Raw genomic sequence first — 19,509 nt, 5'->3', positions numbered from 1 at the left:
TTCAGTTTATTTTTTTATTTAATAAATCGCTTTTCAAAAGCATGTTTTTGATTTTAAATTCAGTCGCATAAAACAAATTAGAATCTTCTGGCATCTGATTTTCCATTACAATCAAACTCACATCACTTTCAGGGAAATACAAATTTACAGAAGAAAATCCGTCACCTAATCCTGTATGTCCGAGATATTTAATGGATTCTTTTTCAATAACTCTAATTCCGTATCCATAACCGTCTTCTTGTTTACCGAAAAAATTATGTTGAGACAAAATGGTGTTTTTAATCAATAATCGATACGATTCTGGCTTAAGAATTTTTCCTTTATGAAGATTGTTATTCCAAATTGCTAAATCTGATGCTGTAGAAATAATGCCATCTGCTCCCAAGCTTTCGTCGGTAATTTGTCTCGTTGTAATAGGTTCTAGCTGATTATTTGCATTAAAATATCCTGTTGCTAGGTTTTGGGTTTTATCTTCAGAATAGCAAAAAGTATGATTCATTTGTAGTTTCTTAAAAAGCGATTCGGCAACTTCGCTATAACTTTTTTTAGTGCTTGAGGCTACAATTTGGGCAACCAAGTTAAAACTCAAATTTCCATATTTGAATTGTGTTCCTGGCTTAAAAGCCAAAGGTTTTTGTAAATCGACAATTCCGTGAGAATGATTTAAAAGCTGATGAACCGTTACCGAATATGCCCAAGTTTGAGTTAATTCGGGAAGATATTTTTTTATTGGTGCATTCAAATCTACTTTTCCTTTCTCAACTTCCAATAAAAGCAAAGTCGCAGCAATTAATTTACTGTTCGACATGATTTCAAATTGTGTATTCATTTTCAAAGTCTTTTTATTTTCGAAATTTGAAAAACCTTCAACTTTTGAATACAATGTTTTTCCGTTTTGAGAAATCAAAACAACACCATTAAATTTAGGATTAGCGTTTTGAAGTATACTATCAATGCTTTTTTTATAATCGTCTTTTTTTTGAGCCGACGAATTGCACGAAGCGAAGATTAAAACTAATAATAAGGAGATTTTGGCGATGAAATTCATTTATAATTGTTAATGGTGAATTTTTTAAGGTTTCAAGTTTCAAGTTTCAGGTTTAACGTTTTGTAAGTAACTTGAAACCTGAAACGTGAAACAAAAATTAAAACATTCCGTTTTCGTTAATAGAATCTTTTGGTACGGCTTGTCCTAAATCCCAAAGTTCTACAATTTTATCTTCTTTGAATTTGAGAATATGCACAACTGCAAAGCCAATATCTGAAGGAGTTTGTTTGAGATGCGAATGCACGGCAACAAGATTTCCGTCTTCTAAAATATGATGGATTTTAAAAACTTTATTCGGGTTTGTTCTGGCAGACTCTTCCATGGCAAGCATCAATGTGTCAGCATCGCCTTTGAAATAGGCATTATGATGTTTGAAATTCTTTCCGACATATAATCGAAAACCTTCATGAGGATGCCCTTTTGCTGCTAGTTTCAGGAAGTTTTTAGCGATTTCTTTATTAGTCATAACTCAAGATTTTAAAGCAAACTAAGTTATGAAATTAAGCGCTATAAATTTTGTAGAAAATAATGTGAAATTTATAAAATTAAACTTCTTCCGACTTGATTTTAGAGAGATCTACTCCAAGTTTGGCAAACTCGTTTTCGCCCAATTCCGTAATATAAAAATGCTTGTCCGAGGCTTCATTTTTAGCAATCCATTTTTTGTCTGCGAATGTTTCAAAAAGCAATTCGCCGAGTTTACCGCCAATGTGGCTGTAGCATTTTTTGGCTGGCTTTATAGTGTTTTTTGATTCCATTTTTCTTTATATTTTCTTTTTTACAGCGATTTTAGAAGCCAGATATGCCATTGGAAGATAAGCAAAAACTAAATCGACAATGCTGAACCAAATTGGAGATGGAAGTGTGAAAACCATTGTAATGCCACCAAATAAAAAGAAAGCTCCAATAACAAAAGCTAATTTTGTTTTGTGAGAGGCAGCTGATAGTGCAGTTGTAAGTGCTCCAGCAAAAGTTCCGATTGCGTGGGCTAAAAATGGAAATAGAAAATGCTTTGGCTCAAATAAGTGCATAGTAGCCTGTAAACCTTCTGTTGTAGTAACATCAGCACCATTTGGAGGCGGAATTATAGAACCGCTTATTAAAATGATGCTCATGTTGACAATGCTTCCGATAACAAGACCTGCAATTACGGCCAAAGTATTTCTTAAAATAGGATTCATAATTTTCGTTTCTTTTTATTGTAACGAATTTATGAAATTTATTCTTTTGATGATAAAGCTCTTTCGGTTTCTATTTGAGGTTTTCCAGTGGCATTCGGCTGACCTTTTCCAGTTTCAATTAATTTTTTCAAACTGTTTTCGATATAGTTGCTCCAGCCTTTTGTGCAAACATCAAAACATTCGTATTCTGGAACCAAACCAATGTGGGTAAAAGTGAGTTTTGTTTTATTGTCTTCTTTAGAAATATCAAAAACAGCTGTCGTATTGGTCCATTCGGTATCGTCTTTGGTAAAACTGAAAAAGTTTTCTTCAATGAGCCAGACAATTTTTTGGTTCGGAATAACTTTTGTTAATTTTATTTTACAGCGGTGAACGTCTTCATAGTGGTATTTAAATTCGTCTCCTTCGTTTGCTGTTTTTCCTTCAATTTCTTCAGACCACCAGCCTTTAACGTTTTGTATAGCTTTAAAAACTTCTTCTGGCGATTGGTTGACAAGTATTGTTGTGGTAAAATCGTGTGAGTTCATAATCAATTGATTTTTTAAATTAGTTAGGTAAAATTACAATCTAAAAATCAATTGATTAAGGTGTTTAAAAGACAATTTTGAGGTGCTTTTCGGACAAACTCTGTTCTTATTCTTTTCGTAAGAAAGACATCATAAAATTTGCAATGTAAATAGGAGTGGCAACAAAAAGGATAACAAAAATTTCTAAGATTAATACTAAATTTAGAACTAAAGAATCATCAGCGAGAGAGAAATCATTATTTGCAATTAGTTTATAATAAAGAAAAAGAAACCAATAAATCATAAAACTTCCAATCAAAATAATAGAGTGAATTACGGTCAAAGGTTTTGTAAGCTGTTTTTTGAAAACTTTTTCAATTAACCAATAACCTGAGCCCATAAAGAAATAGAGAAAAAATAGACTAGCAGTAATTGCAAGATTGGAAATTATATAATAAGTATCATGAATATTAATATCCAGAAAAGAGTTGGGATAAAAACTTTTTATAAAACCAATAATTAGAACTAGAATAGAAACAATCCAAAATAAGTGGTAAACTTTTATTTTGTTGAAAGGCATAATCTATTGTGTTATTTTTTAAAGAATGTGATTAACGTAGTCCGAAATGTTTTGCTATAATATTTTTTACAAAAGTTATATGGAACTTTCTGTCAATAGAACTACACTCATAATAATTCCAAAAAATATTAGAATGCTCAATAAGCCAATCAAAGTAACTCTCCACCCGCCGAAAGTTTCACCACCATTTTGAATATGATTTTGAATGTTCTGTTCTTGAAATTTTTTCAAGAAATAAGAGGCTACAGCTGAATAAAGCACTGGAAATAGAATATTTGGAAAGTTATCGGGAATTATAAATATAAGCCCAATAATTGCAATCATTGATAAGGCTGTAATAATCCATGTGTTTTTTGCTTTTTCAAAGTCATTAAATGCTTTAAAATTTTCTGCAATGCAATAACCTGCAACTAGTGGGCCAGCAAAGAATGTTCCTATTCTTATAGCTTTTTCTGAATATATTTTTTCGGTTGGAATTTCTTCAAAAACTGATTTTTCTAAATTATTGTCTGATGTCATTTTACGAATTGAGGTTTGTAATTTATTGTATTGCTTTAATTTTTTCTGGAATTTTATTAATTAGTTCAAAATGCTTTGCCATTACATTTTCTAGTTCTAATGTTCCGCCCAGAATAATCATTTCTTTATGTGTAAAACGTTTTCCGAGTCTGTCTTCGAGCATTATTTTTTCCATGCTTTGTGCGATTTCAATTTCGTGTAAAAAATCATTCGGATGACCCGCTGTACAAATTACAAGTCCAAACGGAATGGTTTTCATTTTTCTCGAAGTTTCATTTTGTCCGTAAGCATATCCAACAGAATAAACTCGGTCAAACCAGCCTTTTAATTTTGCAGGACAATCGCTCCACCAAACTGGATACAGGAAAATAATGACATCTGCTTTTTCTATTTTTTCCTGTTCTGCTAAAACATCAGAAGGAATAGGAAGCTGTGTTTTGGCAAATCCTTCACGCTCATATTCTGCTTCAGACATATCGCTGACAAAATTAGAGGCATACAAATCGGAGACTTCAATATTCCAATTTTCATTTCTTAAAACCGATTTTAATCTTTCCAAAACCTGAAAAGTGTACGATTTTTTGCTTGGATGCGCATAAACAATTAAAACATTCATCGCTAGATTTTTTTAGATTTTCAACTAATTAAAATTCAGATCTGATTTGTACGAAAATACGAATTATTTTATTCGTTTTTACTTCCCAAATTGAATTCTCCTTTAGCAATCTCTGTAGATAGAGTTGAAGAATATTGTTCTGGAATGAATTTGAAATTACTCATTTTAAATTAGATTTTATAATTTTCAAATGTACGTTTTTTACTATGAAAAACTTCTTTTATTCAATAATCCATTTTCCTTTTTCTTTTGCAATATCGATTAATTTTTGACCATGTTCTGTCATTAAATTCTGTTGAATCATGCGTTCGGCTCTTTCGATATTTGGTTTGCTCCATTTACTGGTTTTGGGATTTCGGTGAGAGAAGGTCAGGTAGTAACTTTCAGCATCTCGTTTTTTGCAGAGACTGTCAATCCAACCAAAACAAAGCGCTTCTTCGGTTGCTTCAACTAAATTCACACTTTGCGTTTTACTTTTTTTATGAAACAAGATTAGCCAAACCGATTTTTCTGTTTGACTGTTTGCCTCGAGCCAGTTGCGCCAATCTTGTCTAGTTGGAGCATAAACAGCTAATTTTCCGTCTTTAGTTTCCATCTTTTTAATTTTTATTTTATAAAAATAAAATGCCTTTATGACAACAGTATGTCAGTAATAAAATTAAAATAAAGTTTTGAAAATTAAATGGTTAATAAGTCTGATTATTTTAACCGAAGTAATTGACCTTTTCGTTTAACAATGTTTTTATAATCCCATTGAATTTCCCTGCTTTTGTCAAGCCAGCGTTTTAAATCTTCTTCATTTATCTGATCGATGTTTGTGTAGCGCTTTTCAGCAGCTTTAAACGAGCCTTCATTATGAAGTTTTTTTTCTTCAAAAGATTGTCCGCTCCAGAAAAGCAGTCTAATCGAATCTTTTAATTTGCTATAACCCACGATAGGATTTCCATCTAGAAACCAAACCGGGTGAGCATGCCAGATTTTGTTTTCAGCTTCAGTTAAGTTTTTATTTATAATGTTATAAAGAAGGTCGCAGATTTCTTTATTTTCTGCTGTTTGAGAATCGTTGTAGTCCTGAATCTGATTCATATCTTAAACATTTAGGTTAATTTATATCTTTTGTAAGTTCAAATAAAATATAGGTTCCATTGCTTGAATGTCCTTTCGATTTTTCTATAAATCCTTTTTTAAGGTAAAATTCAGTTGCTTTGGTGTTGCTTACAAGACATTTCAGGGTAATTGGAAATGCTGTTTTCTGTATTGCGGCTTTTAATAATTGGGTGCCAATGTTTTTTCCTTGATAGGCACTATCAACGTAAAGATGATGAATAAAATGGTTAGGCATCCAAATAGAAATAAATCCGACGGGAATATCGTCTATAATTGCAGTTAGAATATATTCTCCTTTTGTCTGTTTGTCAAAATCTTCAAGTTTAAATTCAGATGTGTCTTGCTCTGTAAATGTTCGCTGTCTTTCATTTAAGAATATGGTTCTTAAATGTGGTAAATTGATATTTTTCGCTTCTTCTACAATTAGCATTTCGAATATATTTATTGTTCGTTAAGCGTATGAAAGTTAAATAAAAAATCCGACTTGCTGATGCAAATCGGATTTTGGTATTTTTTAGGGCTGTAACTTTTTCATGAATTCATTTGAAGCCAGTTCTAATGCTTTGTAATAGTTTCCTTTTTTAAGTTCAGGAACTGAATAGGTGCTAATTATGTTTTGTGTGTCTTCGGTACTTAATTTGTATCTTATAAAATCGACACTTATAACCTGAATTTGTCTTAATGTTTTGCTTACTATTATTAAAAGAGTAGGGTCTAATCGCGGGTCTTTTGATAGAAATTTATCGAGCTCCAATGTATATTCTTCCAAGGACTTAAATGGAGAATAAGAAGGAGTAGTGATAACAACAATTTTATAAAGGTATTTTTTTTCGAAACCGTTTAGTGTGTTATTCAAAGATTTAAGCTCGGTTGGAGTTAATATTTTTTCGAAGTCGTTGACACAGTCTGTCGATCCTGAAAAAGAGTTTTTTAGTTGAGCAGCAAAATCGGTGTCGTTTTTTGTTTGGGCAGATAAAAGAACTGAGGTTAACAGTACTAGCGTATAGAATAATTTTTTCATTCTGTGGCAGTTTAGATTTGGTGCAGCAAAAGTAGCACATTCTTTAATTTTAAACAGATGAAAAGTAGAATAGTTTTGGTTTTAAATGGAAAAAAAATCCGACCTCCTTTCACAAATCGGATTTTGATAGTTAACTTTGATAAAATGAATATGTTTTGTCAAATTGTTTATTTATCAAGTCAAATTTGTTAATAAAAATTTGGTGGATTTCTACGTCGTTATCTAACTGTAATAGTAAAATATCATCTTTTGAGTCATCATCATCAATTCTTGGATCTTCTTCAAAATAAAAACTTCCATAGCCTCCAATTTTATATGAACAATGATTAAACAATTTACTAAATTGTTCTTTTTCTATTTCATTTAAAAGATCTTCGTTTAGGCCATTAAATTTATAGTCAAATCTAAAATCTCCCGTAGAAGCATATTCTTCTTTCAAAAAAAAGGATATTTTTCCTTCATCGACAATGTATACTTCGTCGTAAAAATCATTTGGAAGAAAGCTAAAATCTGTATGATATTCTTCTATTTTCTCATGATATATTATATGGAATTCAGAATTAGATATATAAGATTTATCTAAATAAACTTGTAGAATGCCGCTGTCTGGATAGTTTTCGAGTTTAGGCATTTCGGAGAAATTTATCTGTATTATTAAAGGCATGAGATTTCCGTTTTTATCTTTAGGATATTCTGCGGAAATTGGTATATAAGGATTTCCTAAATATTTGCTATCAGTTATGCCTATTATTTCATTTTTTTGTAATTCATAAGTGTTGATTTCAATGTAATTAAGTTTATAATCTAATAGATCTTTTTCAAATTTCTTTAAAAATTCTGGTAATAATGTATTCATATTATTTGCATTGAGATTGCAAATATATAAGTTTTTTACTACTTTTTTTAATAGAAAGAAATAAAAAATCCGACCTGCTTTCACAAATCGGATTTTAAAGTTTTCTATTGAAGTAAAGGCAATAAATGATCCCACTTTAATTCTGTGGCAAAATCTAAAGCAGTTTTGCCTGTAGCTGTTTTAGCATGTTTATCTGCGCCAGATTCTAGTAAAACTTCAACAGAAGTCTGATTTCCCGCAATAGTTTCGCGATGCAGAAAAGTATAGCCTAATTCATCTTGGTTGGATACTTCTTCTGGATTATTGGTAACAAATTCAATAAGACTTTCTTTCATGTTTTTGCTCATTGGGTGTTCGATTAGATTTTCTGGCTTTTCTTTTTGTTCGTTTACAACTAGAATATCATTAAAATCGCCAAAATCTAGTCCCCAAGCTTCGTCATGAGATTCTCTTTCGTCTTCGCTCATTTCAGAACGCATCGCCTGAATTGTAAATGCGCCAAAAGTTTGTCCATTGATGGCAAATAACCAATCGCTGATTTGATTTATCGGAATTGCAATTTCGTCTCCGTTACTTACATTGGTAAGTTCATTTGGATCGTTTACTAAAATACCGTAGATATTTTCTCCATCAAAATTTACATCATTAATCCACATGTGTTCTACAACAGTTTCATTGTCAATTTCTTGAGTAAAAGCTAGTTTCACGCAAGCAACGTCCAATCCTGGAACTATTCTTCTGTATTCCCAAGAAAGTTCTCTCCAGAAATATTTAAATGTTTCTTGAGCTTTTTTGTAAGCTTCGATCATTTTCGGGTTTTCCCCGTCGACGTAGAATATTTTTGTTTCTTCCATTACAATGCTTATTTATATTGATTTATAAAAGTAATCTTTTTATTACTTGATGAGAAATGTTATTTTTTACTAACTTAAAAAGCAAGATTGTTTAAGAAAAGTTTTGTCATTTCGACCGAAGAGAGAAATCACACTAGAAATTCCGCAAAGTGGAGTTATTGATAAAGATTTTTATCAATCTTTGTCGAGCTACTTGTGGAGATTTCTCCTTACGTCGAAATGACAAAGATCGGCGATTCACTTTGTAGAATTTCTAGTGTGATTTCTCCCTTCGGTCGAAATGACAAAACTATAGGCACAAAAAAAAATCCGACTTGCTTTCACAAATCGGATTTTATAAATTGAGAATTATATATAACCGTAAAACGGTATATTTTTACAAGTGAATTACTTCGCCGTAAGCATCAGCTACAGCTTCCATAACAGCCTCGCTCATAGTTGGGTGAGGGTGGATAGATTTTAAGATTTCGTGACCAGTAGTTTCTAGTTTACGAGCTACAACTGCTTCAGCAATCATATCTGTAACGCCAGCACCAATCATGTGGCATCCTAACCATTCTCCGTATTTAGCATCGAAAATTACTTTTACAAATCCGTCAGCATTTCCAGCAGCTTTTGCTTTTCCAGAAGCTGAGAATGGGAATTTACCAATTTTTAATTCGTAACCTTTTTCTTTTGCTTGTTTTTCTGTTAAACCTACAGAAGCGATTTCTGGAGTTGCATAAGTACAACCAGGAACGTTTCCGTAATCGATTGGGTCTACGTGAAGTCCTTTAATTTTCTCAACACAGTTAATTCCTTCAGCAGAAGCAACGTGCGCTAAAGCTTGACCTGGAGTAACATCTCCAATTGCGTAATATCCTGGAATATTAGTTTCGTTGTAAGCGTTTACTAAGATTTTATCTCTGTCAACAGCGATTCCAACTTCTTCTAATCCGATGTTTTCAATGTTTGTTTTGATTCCAACCGCAGAAAGTACGATATCAGCTTCAAGAACTTCTTCTCCCTTTGCAGTTTTAACGAAAGCTTTAACTCCTGTACCTGTAGTGTCAATACGCTCAACAGAAGAGTTTGTCATTACTTTAATTCCTGATTTTTTCAAAGAACGCTCAAATTGTTTTGAGATATCTTCGTCTTCTACAGGAACTACATTTGGCATAAATTCTACGATAGTAACATCTGTTCCCATTGAGTTGTAGAAGTGAGCGAACTCAACTCCAATTGCTCCAGAACCAACAATGATCATAGATTTTGGTTGCGTTGGCAAAGTCATTGCCTGACGGTATCCAATTACTTTTACACCATCTTGAGGTAAGTTTGGCAACTCGCGAGAGCGAGCTCCAGTTGCGATAATAATGTGATCAGCGCTATATTCTGTAACTTTATTGTCTTTATCAGTAACGTCAAGTTTTTTTCCTGGTTTTAGTTTTCCAAAACCTTCGATAACGTCAATTTTGTTTTTTTTCATTAAGAATTGAACACCTTTGCTCATTCCTTCTGCAACACCACGGCTGCGTTGAATAACTGCAGGGAAATCTTTATCAAATTCAGAAACTTTCAATCCGTAGTCAGAAGCGTGTTTAAGGTAATCAAAAACCTGAGCAGATTTTAAAAGCGCTTTTGTTGGGATACATCCCCAGTTAAGGCAAACCCCACCTAGATTTTCTTTTTCTACTACAGCAGTTTTAAAGCCTAATTGTGAAGCTCTAATCGCTGTTACATATCCTCCAGGACCACTTCCTAAAACAATAACGTCGTATTTCATTTTTTTTGCTTTTAGTATTAACTATCGAAAATGAAGTTTATATTTCCGAAACTCATCTTTCGATTTCTTCTTTTGTTATTTGTGTTTGCGAATTTAAGGATTTATTTTATATGAACACCTGAAATTTTGTTTTTAAAGAAGCAGATTTTGGTCTTTTCACAGAAACCGAATGAATTGTGAATTGCAAATTGTGAATTATGAATTGATTTTTGTGATTTAGTGAGTAATTGTTTATGGTTTATGGTTTGTGGTTGTTGTTTGATGTTTGATGGTTGTTGTCAAAAAAAATAGCCACAGATTACACAGATTAAAATGATTTTTAAAAAATCTGTGTTAATCTGTGTAATCTGTGGCTATTATATTTTTTAGAATTAATAATTAACCATTAATAATTAACCATTAAATTTTCACGTGTCCCCAGTTTTCTCCGCTGGCAATTCTTCTAATTTGCATTTCGCTTACGCCAAATTGTTTGGCGATCATTTTAAGACGTGTTTTTTGCTCTGGTCTAGCAAGGATTTTTTTGATTAACATCACTTTTGTTGTGGTTAATTTTCGTCCGTCGGCTTTAAGATTGTGTTCGATTAAGTTCTTTTTTGCCTGAATAACGCGCGGACTTTTACGGCTATGCGCCATCATTTCCTGTTTGGTTGCCCATCGAAGATTGCTTACATCATCATTAGCTCTGTTGTAATCTAAGTGCAGCACATAGGTTTGCTCTTCCGATTCTTTCGGAATAAAATATTGGGCAACTAATTTGTATAAGAAAAGATATTTGTTTACGATTTTATCGTCTTTTTTAACCTTAAAACGGAAAGTTGGATATCCGTCGCTTAAGCCGCCTTTTAAGATGCGTCCGTTTTCAATATTGTCGGTAAAACTTATTAATCTTCCTCTGTTTGAAATGGCATATCTTAATTGTAATGAGGCATTTATTTCTATTTCTTTGAACTTTTCATCAGGATAAAATCTATTTTGTGGCATTGTCTTTTACATTTGATTTCTATATTCTCAAAGATAAATAATAAACCAAAAATTTCAGCTATCTTGCTGATTGTGAAAGGGCAATTTTATGATTTCTATAACGCTAATTTAACGTTTTAAAACGTTTTTGACAGTTTTTAGTCGGATTTTAAATCACAATTTATCAAAAATGCAGTTTTTGCGTTTTTTGAATTGGAATTAATTTATAGCTAAATAATTATTAAATTACTGATCTAGCCACTTCTTGAAGTTATTAATTTCCTTTTTGCTGATGAAAATTGCGTCAGATTCGGCTGCGGGAACTGTCAAAATCAATTCAACTTTCTGGTTAGAATGTTTTATAACTTCTTTAATGCTGTCTCGTCTTACGATGTATTTTCTATTTATTTTGAAGAAATGGAACGGATCAAGACTGTTTATGATTTCGGTTAAGGTGCTATTGTACAAATAGCTGTTTCCAGATTTTATATGAATAAAAAGATGCTTTCCAGTTGCGGAAAAATAAGTGATTTCATTTTCATTAATAGAAATCAATTTATAGCCATGATTTACTAAGAAATGTCGCTGTATTTTATTGCTTTCAGGATTTTCTATTGCTACCAAAGATTGCAGCGTAGAATCGCTGTTAAAGCTGTCTTTTATTTTTTTGAATTTCTGAAGTGCTTCCCATAATTCTTCTTCTTCAAATGGTTTTAAGAGATAATCTATTGTGAAATGTTTGAAAACCGAAATGGCATAAGAATCGTAAGCGGTTACAAAAATAACAGGGCAGGAGATATCAGTTTTTTCAAAAATTTCTAGACTTTTTCCGTCACCCAAATGAATATCCATGAAAGCGAGATCTACTTTGTTTTCGCTAAAAAATGCTACAGCTTCTTTTACCGATTTTAAAACGCTGATTGCATCAATCGATAAGACGTCCTGCTGTTCTAAAATAGATTTTAGATAGCTGGAAGCAAGATGTTCGTCTTCGACAATAGCAATTTTCATTTTGCAGATATTTATAATGCAAAGATAAATTCGGGAATTCTTATACGCAATAAAGAGCGCATTTTGTTGCATTGATTTTATAAAAAAAAGGCCTAGTTTATAAAAAAACTAGACCTCTTTAAAAAAAAACAATTAGGTAAAATTATAGATTGGGATTATTCAATCTCGCGTTTGCTGGATAAATAATGGTATAACGCGGATCATTCTGTATTAAAGTGCTTTCGGTTGTCAAGAATTTATGAACAATTTGTTTTTGAGTTGTTCTTCTTAAATCAAACCAACGGTGACCTTCGACAGCAAATTCTCTATGTCTTTCTTCGTAAATGAAATTCGTTAAATCTGCTTTGTTCATTGCATTAACTTCGCCTTCTAGCTGTGCATATCCAGTTGCTGAATATCTGTTTTTAATGAAATTTAAAATAGTTGCTTTAGCATCGTTAATATTGTCTAATTTCAATAAAGTTTCAGCTTTTGTTAAATACAATTCTGAAGTTCTGAAAGATGATTTTTGATTATCATTTCCGCCTTTCGCAATTCGGTAACGGCTTCCGCTAGCTGAGAAATAAAGCGGGAAACGTAAATCAGCTGTTTTATTGTAAGCAGCAATTAAATCGGCAGATGCAAATGAAGCTCTCTGAAGACCAATTATGTATCCGTCTTCCAATGCTAAAATCGATTCTTTTCCGTCAAATTTTGTAGCTAGAACAGGAGTTGCTTTTAAGTCAATTAAAGTATTGTTGATTTCCAAAGCTTTGTTTGCAGCATCTAATGATTTTTGCCATTGCTGCTGATATAGATACACACGGCTTTCTAAACTGAATAAAGCTGCTTTTGAGAAACGGTAGTTTAATCCTTTTGGCTGTGTGCTAATGTTAATTAATTTTTCAGCTTCTTTAGTATCAGAAATAATTTGGTTGTAAACAACTTCTACACTCTGAGGTACAAAAACTTGTTCCAAATCAATTTCTAAAGCTAATGGAATTCCTTTGTCTGTCCCTGCAGTTGAAGGATTATAAGGTTTCCCGAAAAGGTTAACCAAATCAAAGTTTGCCATTGCTCTCAAAGCATAAGCTTCTCCTAATAATTGATCTTTTTCCTTAGATGCTTCTACTTTTTTTGAAGCTTCATTTATAACTACATTCGTGTAAAAAATAACATTGTATAAATCTTGATAGTGAAACTCTAACGTGCTCTTATCAGGATTTGCATCTTTCCATAAGTATACATCTTTATAAATAGAAACTTCGCTGTTGTCTTCATTCATCAACAATTCGTCTGTACGAACTGCCGATAAAGATTTGTGTTCTGGATATGATGCATATCCTTTGGTTAGAACTGCACGAAATTCTTCTAGCGATTCTGGAATTACTTTTCCTATCGGAGTAATGTCTAGATAGTCATCGCAGCTGCTAAGGGCAATAGCAGCAACGAATAGTGTTATATATTTTGAGAATTTTTTCATCTTTTTTAGTTTTTTAGAAAGTAACATTAAGTCCTAAAGTAAATGATCTAGGAACTGGCTGTGCATAAATGTTTCCGAAAGTTTCTGGATCAAAGTAACCTTTGTAATCTGAACTGATCACAAACAAGTTTCTTGCTTCAAGATTTAAACGAATACTTTGAATATTGATATGATCTGTGAATGTTTTTGGGAAAGTGTATCCAAAACGAACACTGCTTAATCTCATATAACTCATTTCGCTAACCCATGTATCTAGGTAATTGTAAGTATTGATTTGATTTGCACCAGAAAACCAGCTGTATGCCATCCATGAATCGCCTGTACCAGAATCTTTACTCGTAATACCTGGCAAATTTGATGACGTATTTGTTGGTGACCAAGCGTTTAAAATATCAGTTGTATAGTTCTGTCCTCTGTCTACTATTGTTCCATTGTAAGGAGGTGTTTTGGTAACCGTTTGTTTGATATTGAATGATGCGGCAATCGTAAGATCAAAATTACGAACCTTAAAGGTGTTTGTAAGACCTCCTGTAAATTTAGGATCTTTGTCTCCTAGGTAAACAAATAGATCTCTAAACTCTGCAGGTGTTAAACTTGACTGCGTAATTTCTCCTGGTAAAAAGTCTGCATAAGGATCAAACAAACCAAAGAAAGTCTGTGCATTTACAGTTTCTCCTTTTTTGTTTACGAATAATGGATAACCATTTTCGTCAATTCCGTTTGTTTTAAATCCAAAAACAGCGTTTACAGCATGACCTTCTTGGTTTGGCAAATAACTGTTATCTCTTATTTCTAAACGGTCAATGTTACTTTTGTTATGAGCAAAATTAATTGTAGTATTCCATTTAAAATTAGGACGATCGATGTTTTTTGTAGCCAAAGCAATTTCATAACCTTTGTTGCTTACCTGCGCCCAGTTCATATTGGTAAATTCAAAACCATTTTCTAAAGGAAGCGCTTTCATACCAATTAAATCGGTACTTTTTCTTCCGTAGACATCAGTTACAATGCTAATACGGTTGTTAAACATACCAAGATCTAAACCTAAGTTGGTGCTTTCTGTTTTTTCCCAACGTAATTTGCTGTTTGGTGGAGTCGTTACTTCAATTATAGGTTCTGTCTGTCCAGGCAAAATAGTGGTAGTTTTATTTTCTCCAACTACATAAGGTGAAGTATTTTTATCAATATTTCCTTGTAAACCGTACGAAGCACGAAGTCTTAAATTAGAAATCGTTTTGCTGTCTTTTAAGAAATCTTCTTGAGATACTAACCAAGATCCAGATGTTGACCAAAGTGGCAAGTATTTGTATTTAGGGTCTACACCAAATAAATCAGAACCATCATAACGAACACTTCCGTAGAAACTATATTTTCTGTTGTAAGTATATGCTGCTGTTGCAAAGAATGATGCAAAGGCATTTTCTTTTTCTGTTTTTATGAAAGTTTTGTAAATAGCATCATTAACAGAATTTGAGTTCGGGAAAATAATTTGCTGAGTTGTCAAATTCTTTTCGTCAAAACCAAAACCTCTTGTTAAGATCGAAGTGTTTTTATTTCTTCTTAATTCATTACCAACCATTACTTCAATTTCGTGTTTTTCTCCTAAAAGTTTAGAATAGTTCACCATTGTTTTTAAGTTGTACTGAAAAAAGTCTGTGTTTGTGTTTTGAATAATACCGCCTTCAGGAAGGAAATACTTTTGAACTCCGCCAGAATAATAACTTGTTTTTTCTTTTTGTTTTCTAGTGTAAAATGTCTCCTTTCCAGCAAATTTTTCGCTAGAAGAGTTGTCCAACTGTAAACCTAATTGGCTTGATACTTTCAAATCTTTTGTGATTTTATACTCAGCGTCAAGCAATGCTTTTATAGCTCTTGTTTTTAAATCGTAAGAAGTATTGTTTCTTTCTTCTAAGAAATTAAAAGGCAATTTAATATCAGAATATGAAGCAATATCTGGATCGTATTTATAACTTCCATCTGCATTGTACGGAGTCAAATACGGATTTACGTTTCTTGAATAGTTGGCAGGATTTGTAAATCCGTCAGTATCTGTAACGTAAGACGTAGTTTTAGTGTCTGAACCAAAAAGACCAATACCTACTTTAAATTTATCAGTAATATCGTAGCTGTTTTTTAAGGTTAAATTATAACGTTTAAGACCTGTTCCAATAGTTGTTCCTTTTTCGTCATAATATCCTAAAGAGAAATAGTAATCAGATCTCTCGCTACCTCCAGATAAACTTAATCCGTGTTGTGTGTTAATGGCAGCTTGGTATAATAAATTACCCCAATTTGTATTAATGCCTCTTAGGTTATTGATTGATTGCTGTGTTTGCGGACTCAAAGAAGAGAATCCACCGGCTCTGTATGCGTCTAATTCATTCGCTCCATTCAGGATACGAGCAACATCACCACCGGTGTCTCTGTAAGTCAAATCTGCACGGCTCGCCATATTCAATTCAAGATCAACTTTTTGGTTTGAGTCTAATAAGTTTAATTTTGAAAATTCTGGTCTTTGCGTGATAAAAGTATTGGTATTGAAGCTAACAGTCATTTTACCGCTTCTTCCTTTTTTAGTTGTAACAACGATTACACCATTTGCCGCACGGGCACCATAGATAGCAGTTGCCGCAGCATCTTTTAAAATGGTAATATCTTTAATATCGTCTGGATTTAAACCAGCGATAGAGTAGTTGTTTAATACATCGATATTGTCTTTGTCGTAATTTTTAGGTACATCGTTGCTCTCTAACGGAAGTCCGTCTAATACCCATAAAGGATCTTGAGTTCCGTTTAAAGAAGCAGTACCTCTAATTCTGATTTTTGCGGCAGCTCCTGGCGCTCCTGATGGAGTAGTAACAGCAACTCCGGCAACTTGTCCAATCAATAACTGGTCAATGCTAGAGACACCAGTCTGTTGAATTGAAGCCATATCTACTTTTGTAATAGCAGATGTTAGCTTTCTTTTTTCAATTTTTTGGTAACCTGTTATAAGAACCTCTTGAAGTTTTGCTGTTTCAGAATTTAAGGCAATAGTATAATCTTTTTGAGCAGATAATTCAAGAGTATACGATTTGTATCCCATGAAAGTAACTCTCAAAGTAGTAACGTTTTTTGCGATTTTCAAGCTGAATTTACCATCAAAATCTGAGGTAGTTCCAATTGCTTCACTATGAATAATACCTGCCATAGCAGTTTTGTTTGATATCGAATTATTCTCAACGAAGATCGATGCGCCAGGAATTGGCGATGAATCTGCTGCATCTTGAATGATACCCGTGATGGTTCGGGTTTCCTGCGAGTATCCTGCGATGGCCAGGAACAGCAGTAAGGCTTGTAAAATTTTTTTCATGTTTTTGGGTTGTGTATTAAAAGGTTGTATTATTTAGGTTTTTTTCGATTCGTTGTATCAAATCGCGGTAATGATTTTGGGTCGATTGATCTCCAGTGCTCTTTTTAGTTTTTAATAATTGAAGGATTTTATTTAGTTCTCCTTTTTTATCAGAAGTCACTTCTGTAACTCTTTTTAAAGAAGACTGATTAATGTTTCTTGCCATATGAGCATCATCCAAATAAGTGCACAAATGAGGCATATTTAAAGTCTGCTGAATGTCTACTAATTTTTTTGCATCTGTTTTCTCAAATAATTTGTTGGTCGAAACAATTAACACATCAACATAATTCTTTTGCGTCATGCGCTCCAGAATCGATAATGATTTATTGGCGATAGTTCCTGCAAAAACACTTTGGTGCATTTTTTTAAACAAATCATTTACGGTAAAAACGGGATCTTTGGTTTTGTTACGTTGATATAATTCGTTTTCAGTCATTCGAAGCAAGCGATCATCGCTTAATAAATCATACAAAATACTGTACTGCAATTCTCTCGAAAGTGTATACGGAGTATATTCGTAAGGCCCAAGAGGAGAATCTTTCAACGGATTTGTCTTGTCTAAAATGTCATTAAAGAATAGCCATTGCGGAATTGTAATCACATTTTTAGCCAGATAATCTGCTGCTCTTTTTTGCATTGCTACTGGAACTGGAATATAGCTTTGCTTGTTGTCGCCGTGAACGGTAGCATTCAAATAAACACCACCAATATTATTCATTACATGACGGTTGTACATTTGCCACTGGCCGATAGTCCCAATGTATAATTTACCAGTTTCATAATACGACTGATCTTTATCGTAAGTCCAGCTTAAAATATTATCTACAACACGTTTTAAGTTTTTCAAACCATATTCGCTTGCTTTAACAGCATCATTTCCTAAATCTTCAGATTGTGAACGAGGATCAATTATATTTTCCTGCTGTTCTCCATAAAAATAAATGGGGTCATCTTGATGTTTTGTAATTAAGGCGTTTAGTTTTGTTGTTTCGTTGTCGTTAGGCGAGTACCATCTGTAACCCCATTCAATAGCATATTTATCATATTCTCCAATTTTCGGAGTAATAACTGTAACATTGTCTTCTGGCTGTGCTACATAATTGTAACGCGCATAATCCATAATTGATGGAGCAGTTCCGCCCATTTTTGCTGTGAATTCTTTAGAACGCAACGATTCTACATCATAAGCAAAAGAAGAACCCATGTTGTGTTTTAGACCAAAAGTATGACCCACTTCGTGAGACGAAACAAAACGGATTGCTTCTCCCATATGTTCATCGCTAAATTTATTTCCTCTAGCTTTTGGGTCAATTGGTCCTGTTTGGATGCGCATCCAGCTTTGAAGAGAAGTCATTACATTATGCCACCAGATAATATCGGCTTCGATAATTTCACCGCTTCTTGGGTCAACCACAGATGGCCCCATTGCATTTGATTTTGGAGATGCAGCATACGTAATTACAGAGTAACGTACATCATCAATATCAAAATCCAAATCTTTATCAGTAGGTTCTTTTGCTATAATAGCGTTTTTGAAACCCGCTTTTTCAAAAGCTGCCTGCCAATCGTGTACCCCATCAATAATATATTTTCTCCATTGTTTTGGAGTCGATGGATCGATGTAATAAACGATTGGTTTTTTCGGCTCTACTAATTCACCTTTCAAATATCTTTCTTCGTCTTCTTTTTTTGGTTCTAATCTCCAGCGTGTAATGAGTTCTTTTTCAACCATTGCTTGCTGTGCATCGGTAAAATACCAATGCTTTTCAGAAAAGAAACCAATTCGGTTATCAGAAAAACGAGGTTTCATTGGCGTTTTATCCAATAAAATAATATTACTTGTTACGCCAAGCGTTACCGATAATGCCGGTCCGCCTTCGCTTACAGAAGTTGTCAGTTGAGATTTTACAACAATATTTTTAGGGAAAGATTTTACACCTTCAATATAAGAGAGATCAGATTTTACAGAACCTCCAAAACCAATATTGCTCAAAACATCATTGAAGCTTTTTTGTTTTCCGTCAAAAATCTTATTTACTTTAATAACAACAGAAGTCGAATCGTTGTTTTTGGTTTCAATATCAAAAACTTCAATAATAGATTCTGCAAAATTATTTTGAACCGATTGTGTAATCGCATCTTCTTTTGGTGAAGAAACCTTAGGAACATACGATTTTACCCAAACCTTCTTTGCAATTGTATCTTTATAAAAACTAATGACTTTGTTTTCATAATTCATTCCTTTGTTTAGTCCAGCTTCGTTTACTTGAAAAGGAACTTGAGATAATTTGTTTACTACTAAAAACTCTCTTTGAAATAAACTGTCTTGAATTTCAAAATAAACATCGGTTTTTACTTGAATGACATTGAAGATTCCTTTTTTAACAGAACCTTTTTTTACAAGGTCATCGTATTTTTTACCTTTTTTAGAATCGGTAGAATCTTTTTTAATTTCAGTTTTGTCCTCTTTTTTGTCTTTCTTTTTCTTTTGAGAATGAACGGTAAGCGGCGATAATAATAATAGGAGTATGCAAATTGTTATCAAATTATGCAGGAATGATTTTTCCTTCATTAGATGTTAAGTTTAGGTTAATTTTCGATCCGAAACTATTTTATTTTACTTCGG

The 19,509-nt window shown here is 33.0% G+C and carries 20 protein-coding genes; all 20 read right to left on the bottom strand.

Going from position 1 to position 19,509, the window contains the following annotated elements; all coding sequences use genetic code 11:
• Window position 1: 1 nt before the first annotated feature.
• The 20 genes from DMB71_RS11290 to DMB71_RS11195 all read right to left on the bottom strand — a co-directional run bounded on the left by DMB71_RS11290 (window position 2) and on the right by DMB71_RS11195 (window position 19,455).
• Window positions 2–1,048: a serine hydrolase domain-containing protein gene (locus DMB71_RS11290; protein ID WP_111366155.1), complete on the bottom strand. Its 1,047-nt coding sequence runs from the start codon at window positions 1,046–1,048 to the stop codon at window positions 2–4.
• A gap of 97 nt (window positions 1,049–1,145) precedes the next feature.
• Window positions 1,146–1,514 (bottom strand): nuclear transport factor 2 family protein, encoded by a 369-nt coding sequence (locus tag DMB71_RS11285; protein WP_111366153.1) that lies wholly within the window; start codon window positions 1,512–1,514, stop codon window positions 1,146–1,148.
• Window positions 1,515–1,593: 79 nt separating this feature from the next.
• Window positions 1,594–1,806: an ArsR family transcriptional regulator gene (locus DMB71_RS11280; protein WP_111366151.1), complete on the bottom strand. Its 213-nt coding sequence runs from the start codon at window positions 1,804–1,806 to the stop codon at window positions 1,594–1,596.
• A 6-nt stretch (window positions 1,807–1,812) separates the two neighbouring features.
• Entirely contained in the window at window positions 1,813–2,229 is a 417-nt protein-coding gene (locus tag DMB71_RS11275; protein ID WP_111366150.1) for a hypothetical protein, read from the bottom strand.
• A 38-nt stretch (window positions 2,230–2,267) separates the two neighbouring features.
• A complete protein-coding gene (locus tag DMB71_RS11270; RefSeq protein ID WP_111366148.1) occupies window positions 2,268–2,756 on the bottom strand; it encodes an SRPBCC family protein in 489 nt (162 codons plus the stop codon).
• Between the two features lie 106 nt (window positions 2,757–2,862).
• Complete coding sequence (locus tag DMB71_RS11265) at window positions 2,863–3,315, bottom strand: hypothetical protein (protein WP_111366146.1); 453 nt, start codon at window positions 3,313–3,315, stop codon at window positions 2,863–2,865.
• 75 nt (window positions 3,316–3,390) lie between these two features.
• Complete coding sequence (locus DMB71_RS11260) at window positions 3,391–3,834, bottom strand: hypothetical protein (RefSeq protein WP_111366145.1); 444 nt, start codon at window positions 3,832–3,834, stop codon at window positions 3,391–3,393.
• A 22-nt stretch (window positions 3,835–3,856) separates the two neighbouring features.
• Window positions 3,857–4,450, bottom strand: coding sequence for an NAD(P)H-dependent oxidoreductase (locus tag DMB71_RS11255; RefSeq protein ID WP_111366143.1), 594 nt, complete (start codon window positions 4,448–4,450; stop codon window positions 3,857–3,859).
• Between the two features lie 220 nt (window positions 4,451–4,670).
• Window positions 4,671–5,045, bottom strand: coding sequence for a YdeI/OmpD-associated family protein (locus DMB71_RS11250; RefSeq protein WP_111366141.1), 375 nt, complete (start codon window positions 5,043–5,045; stop codon window positions 4,671–4,673).
• Between the two features lie 104 nt (window positions 5,046–5,149).
• Window positions 5,150–5,536 (bottom strand): DUF1801 domain-containing protein, encoded by a 387-nt coding sequence (locus DMB71_RS11245; RefSeq protein WP_111366140.1) that lies wholly within the window; start codon window positions 5,534–5,536, stop codon window positions 5,150–5,152.
• A 16-nt stretch (window positions 5,537–5,552) separates the two neighbouring features.
• Window positions 5,553–5,987, bottom strand: coding sequence for a GNAT family N-acetyltransferase (locus DMB71_RS11240; RefSeq protein WP_111366138.1), 435 nt, complete (start codon window positions 5,985–5,987; stop codon window positions 5,553–5,555).
• Window positions 5,988–6,071: 84 nt separating this feature from the next.
• Complete coding sequence (locus tag DMB71_RS11235) at window positions 6,072–6,578, bottom strand: TPM domain-containing protein (protein ID WP_111366137.1); 507 nt, start codon at window positions 6,576–6,578, stop codon at window positions 6,072–6,074.
• A gap of 130 nt (window positions 6,579–6,708) precedes the next feature.
• On the bottom strand, window positions 6,709–7,434 hold the full coding sequence (locus tag DMB71_RS11230) for a YwqG family protein (RefSeq protein ID WP_111366135.1): 726 nt from the start codon (window positions 7,432–7,434) through the stop codon (window positions 6,709–6,711).
• 104 nt (window positions 7,435–7,538) lie between these two features.
• On the bottom strand, window positions 7,539–8,288 hold the full coding sequence (locus tag DMB71_RS11225) for a DUF2314 domain-containing protein (protein WP_111366134.1): 750 nt from the start codon (window positions 8,286–8,288) through the stop codon (window positions 7,539–7,541).
• A gap of 376 nt (window positions 8,289–8,664) precedes the next feature.
• Window positions 8,665–10,053, bottom strand: a complete 1,389-nt coding sequence (gene lpdA, locus DMB71_RS11220) for a dihydrolipoyl dehydrogenase (protein ID WP_111366132.1) — start codon at window positions 10,051–10,053, stop codon at window positions 8,665–8,667.
• A 399-nt stretch (window positions 10,054–10,452) separates the two neighbouring features.
• Window positions 10,453–11,037, bottom strand: a complete 585-nt coding sequence (locus tag DMB71_RS11215; protein WP_111366130.1) for an NUMOD4 domain-containing protein — start codon at window positions 11,035–11,037, stop codon at window positions 10,453–10,455.
• Between the two features lie 225 nt (window positions 11,038–11,262).
• The gene (locus DMB71_RS11210) at window positions 11,263–12,027 is read right to left on the bottom strand and encodes a LytR/AlgR family response regulator transcription factor (protein WP_111366129.1); all 765 of its coding nucleotides are present in this window, start codon (window positions 12,025–12,027) and stop codon (window positions 11,263–11,265) included.
• 142 nt (window positions 12,028–12,169) lie between these two features.
• Entirely contained in the window at window positions 12,170–13,489 is a 1,320-nt protein-coding gene (locus DMB71_RS11205) for a RagB/SusD family nutrient uptake outer membrane protein (RefSeq protein WP_111366369.1), read from the bottom strand.
• A 13-nt stretch (window positions 13,490–13,502) separates the two neighbouring features.
• Window positions 13,503–16,841: a SusC/RagA family TonB-linked outer membrane protein gene (locus DMB71_RS11200; protein ID WP_111366127.1), complete on the bottom strand. Its 3,339-nt coding sequence runs from the start codon at window positions 16,839–16,841 to the stop codon at window positions 13,503–13,505.
• 16 nt (window positions 16,842–16,857) lie between these two features.
• The gene (locus DMB71_RS11195; RefSeq protein ID WP_111366126.1) at window positions 16,858–19,455 is read right to left on the bottom strand and encodes a zinc-dependent metalloprotease; all 2,598 of its coding nucleotides are present in this window, start codon (window positions 19,453–19,455) and stop codon (window positions 16,858–16,860) included.
• Window positions 19,456–19,509 lie beyond the last annotated feature (54 nt).

This window comes from Flavobacterium tistrianum, assembly GCF_003254545.1.
Classification (GTDB): Bacteria; Bacteroidota; Bacteroidia; order Flavobacteriales; family Flavobacteriaceae; genus Flavobacterium; species Flavobacterium tistrianum.
Note: the sequence above shows the minus strand (reverse complement) of the source record. Positions and strands in the feature narration are given on the sequence as shown.